The sequence below is a fragment of the Marinobacter xiaoshiensis genome (assembly GCF_031631795.1).
Classification (GTDB): Bacteria; Pseudomonadota; Gammaproteobacteria; order Pseudomonadales; family Oleiphilaceae; genus Marinobacter; species Marinobacter xiaoshiensis.
This window is the reverse complement of record NZ_JAVMBO010000017.1, coordinates 77,750-92,040: the sequence shown is the minus strand read 5'-3', so window position 1 is coordinate 92,040 and position 14,291 is coordinate 77,750. Positions and strand designations below refer to the sequence as shown.

Sequence of the window (14,291 nt, the reverse complement as noted above, 5' to 3'; positions counted from 1 at the left end):
TTCCCGTAGTTGACCCATTATACTCACGTCAGCCCCGGTTAAGACGCTTCGCAATGGCATCAATCAACATTCCGCCAATATCTGTCCCGAAGGTGTCATCCAGCTCCCGGATGCAGGTTGGGCTGGTGACGTTGATTTCGGTCAGATAATCACCGATCACATCCAGGCCTACAAACATCAAGCCCTTCTCTTTAATTACCGGAGCCACCCGCGCGCAGATTTCACGATCCCGGTCAGTCAGCTCACGACCCTCACCGCGACCACCGGCCGCGAGATTTCCGCGATTTTCACCTTGCGAAGGAATTCGCGCAAGGGAGTAGGGTACGGCTTCGCCTTCAATCATCAAAATGCGCTTGTCGCCATCGCTGATTTCCGGAATGTATTTCTGGGCCATGGCCTGGCGGGCACCATAGTTGGTCAGGGTTTCAATAATCACCCCCAGATTAAAGTCGTTTTCCTTGACGCGGAAAATGGAATGACCACCCATGCCATTCACTGGCTTCATGATGATGTCGCCATGCTCCGCATAAAACTTCCGAAAACGCTTCGCCGACCGACTGACAAGCAACGGCGGAGTCAGATCCTCAAACTGGGTAGCGAACAGCTTTTCGTTGCAGTCGCGCAAAGCTGCTGCCGGGTTAACCACCAAAGCGCCCTGTTGCTCGGCGGCTTCAAGGATATAGGTGGACATAAGGAACTCATCATCAACGGGCGGATCCTTGCGCATCAGGATTGCATCGAGATCGCCCAAAGCACGATCCCTGGCAGGGCCGTAGCTAAACCAGTCTTCCGGATCCTTGCGCACCGTCAGGCTGCGCGTATGCGCCATCGCCTTGCCGCCGTCCAGATAAAGGTCTTGCAGCTCCATGTATTCGATTTTCCAGCCGCGGTTTTGCGCAGCCAGCAACATCGCCAGTGAGCTGTCTTTTTTGAAATGGATATCCTCAATCGGATCCATCACGATCCCTAGTCGAACTGTCATAGTATTTCTGGCGCTCCTGGGGGTGAAAAACAAGAACCGGTATGCAGAGTAAACCGGGCAATAAGTGCTATGCTGAGAAATCAGATGGTATTGTACCCGAGCCTTGAATGCATCCGGAGAAATCCTGGGTAAATTACGTGATGTTGCAGGCAAAAGTACATTTGGTCACAAAGTAATACTTTTTATCGGGCCACTGATAATCTATAAATGAACAGGGTTTATAGAAGAACCTTAAGGTTTATGCTAAAAAGCCCCCGTTTAAAACAATGACAGTCGCTGAGCGCAAGGCACCTGGACAATGGATGACAACTTCGAGAACTTGAAGATCATGGTGATCGACGATAGCAAGACCATCCGTCGCACCGCAGAAACCCTCCTGAAGAAGGTAGGCTGTGAGGTTATCACCGCGACAGACGGTTTTGACGCTTTGGCAAAAATTGCCGACTCACAACCGGACATCATCTTTGTGGATATCATGATGCCCCGCCTGGACGGCTATCAGACCTGCGCGCTCATCAAGAATAATTCCTCATTCAAAAAGACGCCGGTCATTATGCTGTCAAGCAAAGACGGGCTTTTCGATAAGGCCAAGGGTCGCATCGTCGGCTCTGACCAGTACCTGACCAAACCGTTCAGCAAGGATGAGCTGCTTAACACCATTCGCCACTATGTACCTGTGGCTCCACAGTAAACCCTGCTGACATCTAAAGAACCATCGAGGAACCAATGGCTCGCATTCTGATTGTTGACGACTCTCCTACCGAGGTTAAGAAAATCTCCACCATTCTGGAAAAGCACAAACACGAAGTGCTTACAGCCGATAACGGTGCAGATGGTGTAGCCAAGGCCCGCGCCGAAACCCCGGATCTGGTACTCATGGATGTGGTTATGCCTGGCCTCAATGGCTTCCAGGCAACCCGCCAGCTTACCCGGGCCCCCGAAACGGCTTCCATTCCGGTGATTATTGTCACTACGAAGGATCAGGAAACTGACCGTGTATGGGGCACCCGCCAGGGCGCCAAAGGCTACTTGGTCAAGCCGGTAAACGAAGACGACCTGATCAAAACAATCAACAGCTTGATTGGCTGATCCTAACTTCGGAGAAAGCATGTCCGCACAGGCCGCCCCCTTTGCCGTACTGACGGATATCGCCCGACGCAGCCGATCCATGGCCGCCGGTCTGCCCGAACAGCAAGAAGCCGTTGAACTTTGGAACGGTATCGGCTTTGTTCTCGCAGGCGAGCGCTATGTGGCTCCTATGGGTGAGGTCACTGAAATACTGCACGTTCCCCGGTTTACACATATACCGGGCGTACGGCCGTTTCTGATGGGTGCCGCCAACGTGCGTGGGCGCCTCCTTCCTCTGGTTGATCTTGCCGGCTTTTTTGACATTCCCCGCTCATCCCGCAGTCAGCGGGAGCGGCGGGTGCTTGTGATTGAGCAGGGCGACATCTTCAGTGGTTTGGTCGTCGATTCCGTGTTGGGCATGCAGTACTTTGCAACCGATAGTTTCAAGGCCACACCCACGGGTGTACCTGAAAGTGTTCAGCCGTTTGTTGCAGGCGGCTATGAACGAAACGAAGAAGTCTGGAAAGTGTTTTCCGCCGTCGACCTGCTCGAAGACGAACGCTTTCTTGACGTCGCGCAGTGGTAAGGGTGATGACAGTGGCAGGAAAAACACCCTGACTGCCTGAAACCTCATTAAAACAACTTGCCAAATTCCAGATAGAGGCCGGGAGCCAGAAAATGAAAAACAGAGCCGGAAGAATCGGTACGGGTCAGGGGGGCAACAAACTCGTTGCTGGCCTGATTACCTCGCTGATCGCACTCACTGTCCTGCTCGTTGTGGTCCTGTTTATCATCAACAGGGACAGCCAGAACGACCAGGAATACATTGCCAACGCAGCTGAACTCAGGGTGCTATCGCAGGAAATCGCGAAAAACGCGACTGAAGCCGCCGGTGGTACCGCCGAGGCGTTCAACCAGTTGCGCCGTTCCCGCGATGAGTTCCAGCAGCTCTGGTCCAACGTTACTGAAGGCAACCCGGAAACCGGCCTGCCGCCCAGTGAACTGGCCCGCGAAAGTGGTGTTCAACAGCACTGGAATTCGGTACGTGAGAACGCAGACAGCATCCTGTCCACCCGGGACGCCGTTCTTGGCCTGCACGAAGTAGCACGCACCCTGAACGAAACCATCCCCCAGCTTCAGGTTGAGTACGACGATATTGTACAAATCCTGCTGGATAGCGGTGCACCAGCCGAACAGATTGCACTGGCTCAGCGCCAGTCCCTGCTTGCAGAGCGTATTGTGCGCTCGGTAAACAACGTACTCTCCGGTGACGAAGACGCCGTAATTGCCGCTGACCGCTTTGGTCGTGACGCCAGCTTGTTTGGCCGCGTACTCGACGGTCAGTTGAACGGCAACCCGACAATGGGCACAACCAGGGTTGATGATGAAGACGCAATCTACGGTCTTGAGGCTGTTGATGAGCTGTTCGAGTTTGTCGCCCAGAACGTAGACGCAATCCTTGAAGCCTCTCCCGACCTCTTCAAGGTACGTAACTCAGCCAGCGACATCTTCCAGAACTCCGAGATCCTGCTGTCTGAACTGTCTGTTCTTGCCGAAAGCTTCCGTGCCCAAAGTGGCTCGCGGCTGGTAAGCCCGACTCTGGCATTTATTATCCTGATCGCCATGGTTGCCATGGTTGTATTCATCGGTCTTGCCCTGTACCGGGAAGCCCAGACGCGCCTGTCTACTACCCAGGAACAGAACGAGCAAAACCAGAATGCGATCCTGCGACTGCTGGACGAACTGGCCGACCTCGCTGATGGTGACTTGACCACAGAGGCCACAGTAACCGAAGACTTCACCGGTGCCATCGCTGACTCCATCAACTACGCGATCGACCAGATGCGCGGATTGGTACAGGCGATTCGTGGTACTGCGGTACGAGTAGCCTCCGCGGCCCAGGAAACCCAGTCTACCGCCATGCACCTGGCCGACGCTTCCGAGCACCAGGCCCAGGAAATTGCCGGTGCCTCTGCTGCTGTTAACGAAATGGCTGTCTCTATCGACCAGGTATCTTCCAACGCTGCTGAATCTTCTGCGGTTGCGGAGCGCTCGGTTGCCATCGCCAAGAAAGGCGCAGAAGTGGTACAGAACACCATTCGCGGCATGGACAACATCCGTGAGCAGATCCAGGAAACTTCCAAGCGTATCAAGCGTCTGGGTGAGTCTTCCCAGGAAATCGGTGACATCGTATCCCTGATCAACGACATTGCTGACCAAACCAACATCCTGTCTCTGAACGCTGCTATCCAGGCCTCTATGGCCGGTGACGCGGGTCGAGGCTTTGCGGTAGTTGCGGATGAAGTTCAGCGCCTTGCGGAACGCTCCTCTGCAGCAACCAAGCAGATTGAAGCGCTGGTTAAGACGATCCAGTCTGACACCAACGAAGCTGTTATCTCCATGGAACACACCACCGCCGAGGTGGTACGTGGTGCACGACTGGCACAGGACGCGGGTATCGCGCTCGAAGAAATCGAGAACGTATCCATGAGCCTTGCGGAACTGATCCAGAACATTTCCAACGCGGCACGCCAGCAGTCGTCTTCTGCGGCACACATTTCCAACACGATGAACGTTATCCAGGAAATCACTTCCCAGACCTCATCCGGTACCAACGCTACCGCGAAGTCTATCGGGAATCTGGCGGAAATGGCTTCCGAGCTGCGGTCCTCCGTTGCCGGCTTTACGCTGCCCGAAGAAGATATGGCAGGCCACGACGAAGAGGAAGACAGCAACGTTCCGGTGGTGGGCTGATTTACAGCCCGAGGCTAATGGCGGTTTATGTCTGAACTTCATAACAACCCGTCAACTGCCGAAAGCGCCTGGTTTCTGCGCCGTCTTCCGGAAATGGATGAGGCGCAGTTCAGCCAGTGGCAGACACTACTGGAACACCGTACCGGCATGACACTGCCTGCAGAGCGCCGCTCGTTTCTGGAAACCAATCTGGCTATCCGGATGCGGGAAATAGGCTGCAGCAGCTATCAGGCCTACTACGAAACGATTATCTCGGGGCCGGATGCCATTCGGGAATGGTCAACGCTGGTGGACCGGCTTACGGTGCAGGAAACCCGTTTTTTCCGGGACCCTGACGCCTTCCGGCTGGTCGCCGACTATGTCCTCACACGACCAAGAGAGCAGTTCCGAAAGCGGCCGATTGAGGCCTGGAGCGTCGGTTGCTCATCTGGTGAAGAGCCTTACACCTTAGCCATGGTGCTGAACGAGTGTATGGCTCAACTGGGGCTACAGCCGCTCTATGGCGTAACCGGTTCGGACATCAGCACACCGGTTATCGAGAAGGCCCGGACAGGCCAGTTCAATGCCCGCAAACTGCTGGGCATGGAAGAAGACTTGAAAGCCCGGTATTTCCGCCCGGCCGAGCGGAACACCGTAGAAATTGTCGAAAGCATCCGGGAGCGGGTCTGCTTTACCAGACTGAATGTGCTGGATCTGGATAAAGCGCCCATGCACGGAATGAATATTATCTTCTGCCAGAATTTGCTGATCTATTTCCGTCGCTGGCGCAGACGGGACATTGTCAGGCGTCTTGCAGAGCGGCTGGCGCCCGGGGGACTACTGGTTCTGGGCCAGGGAGAGCTGACCGACTGGCAGCCCCCGGGCTTACAAAAAGTACCCTCGGAACATGTACTGGCGTGGATCAAGCGCCAGACTGACGAAGAATAACCGGAGAGGTTATGGGCAACCACCATGACAGCATCGCCCTCGACTGGGTTCGGGGCGAGATACAGGACACGCTGACCCAGGGTCAGCATGCGCTAGAGGCGTACGTCGAAAATCGCGACGATACTGCACGCCTGCGCTTCTGCCTGAATTATCTCCATCAGGTGCATGGCACCCTGCAGATGGTTGAGCTTTACGGTGCAGCACTGCTGACCGAAGAAATGGAAAAGCTCACCCAGGCGGTGCTGGATAACAGCGTCGCCAGTGTGGACGAAGCCGTTAATGTTCTGATGGAAGCGATTCTTCAGCTTCCACAGTATCTGGAACACCTGGCCAGCAGCCAGGATGATTTCCCCATGGTACTGCTGCCTCTACTGAACGACCTGCGGGCTGCGCGTGGCGACTCTCTGCTGTCTGACACATCGCTGTTCAAGCCAGACCTCGGCCCGTCACGCATGCAGGTTGCAGACAATGTGTCGCAACGCCTGCAGGACCCAAAGGTACTTGGCCACATCCGCAAACTGCGGCAGATGTACCAGTTTGCCCTTGCCGGGATCATTCGCGAAGAAGACCTTGATGCCCAGTTCGTCTACCTGCAGAAGGTTATTCACCGGCTAACCCGCCTTTGTCAGAGAACGCCCCGTGGCGAGCTCTGGAAAGCTGCAGCTGCCTTTGTAGAAACACTTCAGGCAAAAGCCAACCCGGTCAACGCAGCGGTCAAGTCCCTGCTTCGGGAGCTAGATAGCGAAATCCGCCGCCTCACCGACGAGCATGGAGATATCCTCGCTCAACCAGCACCCGATGCACTGCTCAAACACCTGCTTTATTACGTAGCACGGGCGCGGGATCTGGATTCTGAAAATGTAAGGGACCTGCGTAGCCGCTATCAGCTCGTAGAGGCGCTACCTTCAGAAGACGATGTGGATGCAGCCCGAAATCGCGTCTCCGGCCCAGGCCGTGAAGCCATACATTCCGTTGTCAGCGCATTAAATGAAGAACTTGCCAAGCTGAAAGACCAGCTGGACCTGTTCGTGCGCTCAGAACTGCGTAAGAACAGCGAGCTTGAAGACCTTCTTCCCGGCATGGTTCAGGTGGGTAACACTCTGGCGGTGCTTGGCCTTGGGATTCCTCGCAAGGTTATTACCGAACAAATCGAGCTGATTGAAAAGCTGGCGGTCCAAAGCGAACTGGTTGATGACGGTACTCTGATGGACATTGCCGGGGCTCTGCTTTATGTAGAAGCCAGCCTTGCAGGTCTGGATAGCGACCGGCAGCCAGAGCAATCCTCAAGAAACGTCGACAGTCTTCCGGCCTACCAGGGTTCCCGCGAGCTCAGTGAAGCCAGCAGTGCGCTTTTGAGAGAATCGCGAAACACACTGGAGCAGGTGAAATCAGCGGTTATCAATTTCATCGCATCCCAGTGGGACACCCGTGAAATCGAACACGTTCCCGGCCTGCTCCATAGCATCCGCGGCGGCCTGAGCCTGGTGCCACTGGATCGTGTTGCCAGCATGCTGGCGTCTGCCGAGCGTTATATTTCCGATGTTCTGCTAAGTGACAAGCATGTACCCGACTGGAAGCAACTGGATACCTTGGCAGATGCCATTACCAGTATCGAGTACTACCTTGAACGCCTTGCTGAAGGCATCAGTGACAACGCGGACATTCTTCGAATTGCTGAAGAAAGCCTTGCAAGCCTCGGCTTTCCGGTTGGTGAAGAGCCCACATGGGGCACTGAACTGGCCCCGGATGAGGTGCCCGTTGTTGAGCCAACGGCGTCAGAAGATAGCGCATCCCAGAGCGGCAGCACTGCACCCAAGGCATCGGATGAAGAGCTTCTGGACGACGAAATTCTCGGCATTTTTGTGGAAGAGGCCGAAGAGGTTCTGGAGACCATTCACGAATTCTATCCACGCCTGCGCCAGAATCACGACGACCGCCCGGCATTGACAGAAGTCCGCCGCGCTTACCACACACTCAAAGGCAGTGGCCGTTTGGTAGGTGCTAACAGGCTTGGCGACCTTGCCTGGTCAGTGGAAAACCTGCTGAACCGTGTAATCGACCAGAGCATCAAGCCAACCGATGATCTGTTCTCGTTTATTGATGAAGCGAATGCCCGCATTCCCGCACTGATTCATGCATTCCGTGACGGCCAAGCCGCCGACGATGTGGAAGAGTTGGTTGCCCGTGGGGAAGCCATGGCAACAACCCGCCGCAGTGACAATGAGCAAGTTACCGCAGCGGAAACGGCCGAAGACACCAGGCCTGAACCAGCACCTGAAAGCACTCCGGCACAGGATTTGGCGGCCGATAGCGACCAGCAAGACGACCTGATTGATGACGAAATCCTCGAAATCTTTGTTGAGGAAGCCGGTGAGGTTCTGGATACCATCCGCGAATACCTCCCCATGCTGCTGCGTCAACACGATGACCGCAGTGCGCTTTCCGAAGTGCGCCGCGCATTCCACACGCTCAAGGGCAGTGGCCGTATGGTCGGTGCGCTGGTAGTTGGTGAGCTGGCCTGGTCTATAGAAAACATGCTGAACCGTGTGATCGACGGCAGCACCTTCATGAATGACGATATTGCCAGCCTGCTGGAAGAGGCCACAGGGGTTCTGCCGGCTCTGGTCAATGATTTTGAGAATAAACAGCCGCCGTCGATAGACCCCTCCCGTCTTGAAGACCGCGCCCGGGCCCTTGCTAACGGTGATATCCCTGACGCAAGCACAATGCCCTCCGCTGACGATGACAGCGCCTTCGCCAGTACTGCTATAGAGCTGCCGGAATCCGACTACGATACGGATGACGATAGCGACGTTGATCCAGTACTGCTGGACATCTTCGAGAGTGAAACAGAAACCCATCTGCAAACCCTTAAAGAGTATCTGGCGGCTGCAGGCGACAAGGTTAGCGTTTCCTATACTGACGACCTGTCACGCGCTCTCCACACTCTGAAAGGAAGTGCCCACACCGCCGGTATCGCGCCGATTGCGGCAGTAATCGCGCCGCTTGAGCGCTTTGTAAAAGAATCCCGCGCCCAGAACCTTCGGGCAGACCGCGACGTGCTGTCACTGATTGAAGCAGCCTGCGATTTCCTGACGCAAGGTTTGGCCCAGATACGTGAGGAGCCACAAGCTTCACTGCCATGCACGGAAGCCTTCCTGGATAAACTGGAACACATCTCCAACGACAGGCTCCGCACCTACAGCGAAGAAACCAGCCATGACGGCACACAGCCAGCGCCGTCCCAGCTGGTCCAGCTGTTCCTGAGTGAAGGGCTGGATGTTGTTCTGGATGCCGACCTTATCCTGGCGCAGTGGGCAGAAAGCCCTGAAGACCGTGGCCCACTCCAACGCCTGACCGAAGAATTGGCGCAGCTTACTGATGCCGCATCTGACGCCGGGCTAGCCGATGTCGCTGCCTTGTCAGAAGCGCTCCACGAAGTTTATGTAGCCACTGCGAACCAGAGCGAGGCACCGGACGAATGGTTCTTCTCATCCGTTCGCAATGCCCACGAGCACCTGATCAATATGATGGATCAGATTGCTGCAGGGCTGGCTACCGAGACCGGTGACGAGCTGGTGGCCGAGCTTGAAGCGCTCACCCAGTCTCTGCTTGGCTCCGAAACTGAAGCCACAAGCGCCTTTGATCAGGAATTCACCGAAGATCTGGAAGAAATCGACCTCAGCTTCGACATGGAAGAGCTGGAAGCCACTACACCCACAGACCTTCCTCTGCCTGAAACTGACGAAGTTGCTGAAGCTTCCGACAGTGATATGGACGACGAGCTTGCGGAGATCTTCCTCGAAGAAGCTCGCGAGCTTATCGACAGCACCGCTGAGGCCCTGCAAAGCTGGAGCGAAGATACCGGAAATCTCGATATTTTGCGCCTGCTGCAAAGGGATCTCCATACCCTCAAAGGTGGTGCACGCCTCGCCGAAATTGCGGCAGTGGGTGATCTGGCCCATGAACTTGAAACCCTGTTTGAGGGTCTGACGGATAAACAACTCTCTGTAAATGACGAGCTGTCTGACCTTCTGTTCCGTTGCCACGACCGCCTCGCCGGTATGGTGGACAACCTGGAAGTCAAGGAGCCACCCCGCCCGGCACCTGATCTGATTAGCGAAATCCATGCCTACATGGACAACACGACCAGTTCGCGACCGGTTACAGATGTGGCAGCTCCGGCAGAGCCAGAACGCACTGATTCCGTGGATGATCTGCCACCTCTGCCCGAACTTGAGGATGCAGAGGAGCCAGAAGTTGCCGAAGTCGGCACCGATCTCTCGCACATGGATCCGGAGCTCACCGGCATTTTCCTTGAGGAAGCTTACGACCTGATCAACTCCACAGGCAGTGCCCTGCATGCCTGGAGTGAAGACCCGTCGAACCGGTCCGTGGCGGCAGAGCTTCAGCGAGACGTTCATACATTGAAAGGCGGCGCTCGCATGGCCGGGGTTGACGCCATTGGCGACCTGACCCACGTCCTCGAAGACCTGTTTGAAAAAGTAGCAGAAGGACAGCTTGCAGCCAGCACTGCCATGAACGATCTACTGTTTGCGTGCCACGACCGACTGGCGCAGATGGTTGAGCAGGTTGCTACCCAGAAGCCTTGCCCGCCCGCCAACGATCTTGTGGATCAGGTTGAAGCGATTCTCCGTGGCGAAGCCGTCCCCACAGAGGCCGAAGCTGAGCCCGAAGCAGATGCAGATGCAAAAGTTGAGTCAGCAGACATTGATATTCCGGCACCTCTTCCGGAAGCCACGCAAACTGACACAAGCCATGACGATGACATCGCCAGTATTTTCCTGGATGAAGGCCATGAGATCCACGACGTTATCAGCGAGTGCCTCGACCAATGGCGTGAAGACCCCCAGGCAATGCACGGTGTTCCACAGCTTCAGCAAGAGCTGCACACTCTCAAAGGTGGTGCTCGACTCTCCGATGTGGACCCCATTGCTGAACTGGCGGAAGCCTGGGCTGGCGCCCTCGAAGCGGTAACATCGAGCCCAGGTAACCAGAGGCTGTTATTGGCTCTGAGCACCCGTGGGCTGGATAACCTGAAGTCCATGCTCGGTGAACTGGCAATTGGTACGGAACCAGCTGCAGACCCGGATCTTCTGATGTCCTTCAGCAGCGCCCAGACTCTGGATTCAGTCAGCTTTGAGATGTCACCAGAAGAAACGGCCATCGCCGATCAGGAAGCGATCGATCCGGAAATTCTGGAAATCTTCCTGGAAGAAGCTGGCGAGATCATGGACCAACTGGAGCACCTTCTTGCAGATTGGCGCAAGGATCCAGCCAGCAAGCACTTCAATCAGGAAGCTCAGCGCGCACTGCATACCCTGAAAGGCGGTGCACGTTTGTCGCAGCTCACACTGCTGGGCGACAAGGCTCACAATTTCGAAACACGCCTGATTGACCTCGCTGGCAAGTTGCCTGATGACACTCAGTGGCAAGCCATCACCGAAGATCACGACAGCATTATTGCCCTGGTTGCTGACATACGGGGACGCTACGAGTCTGGCGCAGTTGCAAGCGCACCTGTGGCCGAAGCCGCACCGGAAGTGCAAGTACCGGCAATAGCAGAGGCACCAGCAGAACCTGCACCAAAGCCTGCGCCTGCCAGGGCCAAGGCCAAAACCTCCAAGCGCGTTGTTGATGCACAGCGTGCTGCACAGGAAACCATTCGGGTATCTGCTCCTTTGCTGGATGACCTGGTTAACCTGGCCGGTGAAACCAGTATTACCCGTGGTCGACTGGAGCAGCAAAGCAGCGACTTCAGCCATACTCTGGATGAAATGGCTGCCACCATCGAGCGTCTGCGGGAGCAGTTGCGCCGGATGGAGATCGAAACAGAAGCACAGATTCTGTTCAGTGCCGAAAAGGAACACGGTCCGGATTACGGTGACGACTTCGACCCGCTGGAAATGGACAGGTACTCCTCCATCCAGCAGTTGTCGCGCGCTCTGACGGAATCCTCTTCAGACCTCGCAGATCTGCGTGAGACCCTTGCAGACCGGGTGCGGGATACAGAAACCTTGCTGGTTCAGCAGTCCCGTATTAACACGGAACTTCAGGAAGGTCTGATGAAGACCCGAATGATTCCTTTCTCTTCCATGGTGCCTCGTCTACGCCGGATTGTTCGCCAGATCAGTGGTGAGCTAGGCAAGAAAGTTGAGTTTGATGTACGCAACGCCGAAGGTGAAATGGACCGCACCATACTCGAGCGGATGATTGCGCCGCTCGAACACATGCTGCGTAACGCCATTGACCATGGAATTGAAAAGCCGGCTGACCGGAAGAAGAGCGGCAAAGCAGAGGCAGGTGCAGTCACCCTGTCTCTGGCTCGCGAAGGTGGCGACGTGGTTCTGCGCATGGTAGACGACGGTGCTGGCATCCCCTCAAATGTCATCCGGGAAAAAGCCATTCGCCAAGGACTGTTGCGGGAGGATGAAGAACTCTCCGAGCGCGAGATTCTGCAGTTTATCGTACAGCCAGGGTTCTCAACCGCACAGAACGTCACCCAGATTTCCGGTCGTGGCGTTGGGATGGACGTGGTCGCAAGTGAGATCAAACAACTCGGCGGCAGCCTGGACATTGAATCGCAGGTCGGCCGCGGCACCGTGTTCACCGTCAGGTTACCGTTTACCGTTTCTGTAAACCGGGCCCTGATGGTATCCACGGGCGAAGATTTCTACGCCATCCCGCTCAACACCATTGAGGGTATCGTGCGGGTCAGCACTTACGAGCTTGAGGAATACTACAAGCCGGATGCGCCCATGTACGAATACGCTGGCCAGGAATACCGCCTGCAGTATCTTGGCAGCCTGCTGAACAGTGATCACCATCCGAAACTTCAGGGCCAGGCCCTGCCGCTTCCGGTAATTCTGGTACGCGGTGCCGAGCAACCTATGGCTCTGCAGGTAGATAACCTGATGGGCAGCCGTGAAATCGTGGTTAAGTCGCTAGGACCGCAGTTCAGCACCGTTCGCGGTGTGTCCGGAGCGACTATTCTTGGTGATGGCAACGTGGTGGTAATTCTCGACCTGCCTGCCATGATCCGCTCTGACATATTGTCTGAACGCCAGCGTCTGGCCGAACTGGACAAGGCAAGAGAGTCTGCACGCTACGAAGAGCGCGCCACGGTAGTTATGGTGGTGGACGATTCGGTTACCGTACGCAAGGTTACCTCGCGCCTGCTGGAGCGTAACGGCATGGAGGTTATCACTGCAAAAGATGGCCTGGATGCAGTGGCGCAACTGCAGGACCACAAGCCGGACATCATGCTTCTGGACATCGAAATGCCACGTATGGATGGCTTTGAGGTAGCCAGCTTTGTGCGGCACGATGACAACCTGCGGGATATGCCGATCTGCATGATCACATCCCGGACCGGCGAAAAGCACCGTGAGCGGGCATTGGCCATCGGCGTAAACGAATACCTCGGCAAGCCGTTCCAGGAGACGGAACTGCTGAAGACCATTGAACGGCTAACTGGTAAGCAGTGATGGCCGGCCAAAATGGTCGGGCTCAGGTCGGCATTGTGTCGGACGTTGTCCTGCAGCGACACAGACTGCAGGCCGCGGCCGCCAAATTCGGCCTTGAGGTATGCTTCTCTGGAGATCCAGAGCGCCTGCAAGGCCACCGTGAGTTCCCGGAAGCCGGGCTCTGGTTGGTGACACTGGAAGACGAGGCAGATCACCCTGCCCTGTTTGATTACCTTCTGGATAATACCGAGGCTCCGGTTCTGTTCGGGTTGGATCAGGCACCCGGGGCTGGTAGTACAGAGTATTTTCGCTGGGAACGGCGACTGCTGGGCAAACTGGAACAAGAGCTGGGCGATCTGTCGCAGCTGGATTCCAAGGCCAGCATCGAAGAGCTTGAAGCAGAGCCTTCGGAAAGCCCGGAATCGTCGGAACTTCCGCAGTGGCTAACCCCTGCGGCACCGGGTTCCGTAGCTGAAGACATCTGGGTTTTGTGCGCTTCCCTGGGTGGCCCAGCCGCCGTGAAAGCATTTCTGGACTGCCTTCCGCCGGGCCTGCCAGTGGGCTTCGTTTATGCCCAGCATATTGACGGAAATTTTGCCGAAGTGCTTACCCGGGTGCTTGGCCGCCATGCACATTACAAGCTGCAGCATGCACAAGAGAACTACCGGGTAAAAAACGGCGATGTGGTACTGATGCCGGTTGAACACGAATGGAAATTTTCTGCCACTGGTGCACTAACTGAGCTGGATACACCCTGGCCCGGGCCCTATAGCCCGTCGATTGACCAGGTGTTACTGAATACCGCAGACAACTATGGCTCCCACTGCCATGTCATCCTGTTTTCCGGCATGGGCAATGATGGCGCAATTGCAGCACCTTTGCTCAAGGCCTATGGCAGCCGAATCTGGGTTCAGGAGAGCACCAGCTGTGGCAATAGCTCGATGCCGGATTCCGTGGCTGCCACCGGCTGCACGAGCTTTACCGGCACCCCGGAGCAACTGGCCCGGGAACTGGTCAAAACCATTGAAGAATCCTGCCTGCTGAAAGGCCGGCAGAAACGGGGCTCCGCCTGA

At 55.9% G+C, this 14,291-nt stretch carries 8 protein-coding genes; 7 read left to right on the top strand and 1 reads right to left on the bottom strand.

The features are described from left to right. Positions 1–28: 28 nt before the first annotated feature. Positions 29–982: a glutathione synthase gene (gene gshB / locus RKA07_RS12275; RefSeq protein ID WP_310966436.1), complete on the bottom strand. Its 954-nt coding sequence runs from the start codon at positions 980–982 to the stop codon at positions 29–31. Between the two features lie 298 nt (positions 983–1,280). On the opposite strand from gshB, the gene pilG reads away from it, so the two are divergent. The 7 genes from pilG to RKA07_RS12240 all read left to right on the top strand — a co-directional run bounded on the left by pilG (position 1,281) and on the right by RKA07_RS12240 (position 14,291). Continuing rightward, a complete protein-coding gene (gene pilG, locus RKA07_RS12270; RefSeq protein ID WP_100637866.1) occupies positions 1,281–1,673 on the top strand; it encodes a twitching motility response regulator PilG in 393 nt (130 codons plus the stop codon). A 35-nt stretch (positions 1,674–1,708) separates the two neighbouring features. Then, positions 1,709–2,071, top strand: a complete 363-nt coding sequence (gene pilH / locus RKA07_RS12265; RefSeq protein ID WP_200202388.1) for a twitching motility response regulator PilH — start codon at positions 1,709–1,711, stop codon at positions 2,069–2,071. Positions 2,072–2,090: 19 nt separating this feature from the next. Further along, the gene (locus tag RKA07_RS12260; protein ID WP_310966435.1) at positions 2,091–2,636 is read left to right on the top strand and encodes a chemotaxis protein CheW; all 546 of its coding nucleotides are present in this window, start codon (positions 2,091–2,093) and stop codon (positions 2,634–2,636) included. Between the two features lie 92 nt (positions 2,637–2,728). Next, positions 2,729–4,804: a methyl-accepting chemotaxis protein gene (locus tag RKA07_RS12255; RefSeq protein WP_200202390.1), complete on the top strand. Its 2,076-nt coding sequence runs from the start codon at positions 2,729–2,731 to the stop codon at positions 4,802–4,804. A 27-nt stretch (positions 4,805–4,831) separates the two neighbouring features. Then, entirely contained in the window at positions 4,832–5,731 is a 900-nt protein-coding gene (locus RKA07_RS12250; RefSeq protein ID WP_200202391.1) for a CheR family methyltransferase, read from the top strand. 11 nt (positions 5,732–5,742) lie between these two features. After that, on the top strand, positions 5,743–13,239 hold the full coding sequence (locus RKA07_RS12245; RefSeq protein WP_310966434.1) for an Hpt domain-containing protein: 7,497 nt from the start codon (positions 5,743–5,745) through the stop codon (positions 13,237–13,239). Beyond that, positions 13,239–14,291, top strand: a complete 1,053-nt coding sequence (locus tag RKA07_RS12240; protein ID WP_310966433.1) for a chemotaxis protein CheB — start codon at positions 13,239–13,241, stop codon at positions 14,289–14,291. The genes RKA07_RS12245 and RKA07_RS12240 overlap by 1 nt, the downstream gene beginning before the upstream one ends.

What these genes read in the sequence shown, in the direction of transcription:
- gshB (WP_310966436.1), bottom strand. Translation starts at nt 982, where the DNA reads ATGACAGTTCGACTAGGGATCGTGATGGATCCGATTGAGGATATCCAT.
- pilG (WP_100637866.1), top strand. Translation starts at nt 1,281, where the DNA reads ATGGATGACAACTTCGAGAACTTGAAGATCATGGTGATCGACGATAGC.
- pilH (WP_200202388.1), top strand. Translation starts at nt 1,709, where the DNA reads ATGGCTCGCATTCTGATTGTTGACGACTCTCCTACCGAGGTTAAGAAA.
- RKA07_RS12260 (WP_310966435.1), top strand. Translation starts at nt 2,091, where the DNA reads ATGTCCGCACAGGCCGCCCCCTTTGCCGTACTGACGGATATCGCCCGA.
- RKA07_RS12255 (WP_200202390.1), top strand. Translation starts at nt 2,729, where the DNA reads ATGAAAAACAGAGCCGGAAGAATCGGTACGGGTCAGGGGGGCAACAAA.
- RKA07_RS12250 (WP_200202391.1), top strand. Translation starts at nt 4,832, where the DNA reads ATGTCTGAACTTCATAACAACCCGTCAACTGCCGAAAGCGCCTGGTTT.
- RKA07_RS12245 (WP_310966434.1), top strand. Translation starts at nt 5,743, where the DNA reads ATGGGCAACCACCATGACAGCATCGCCCTCGACTGGGTTCGGGGCGAG.
- RKA07_RS12240 (WP_310966433.1), top strand. Translation starts at nt 13,239, where the DNA reads ATGGCCGGCCAAAATGGTCGGGCTCAGGTCGGCATTGTGTCGGACGTT.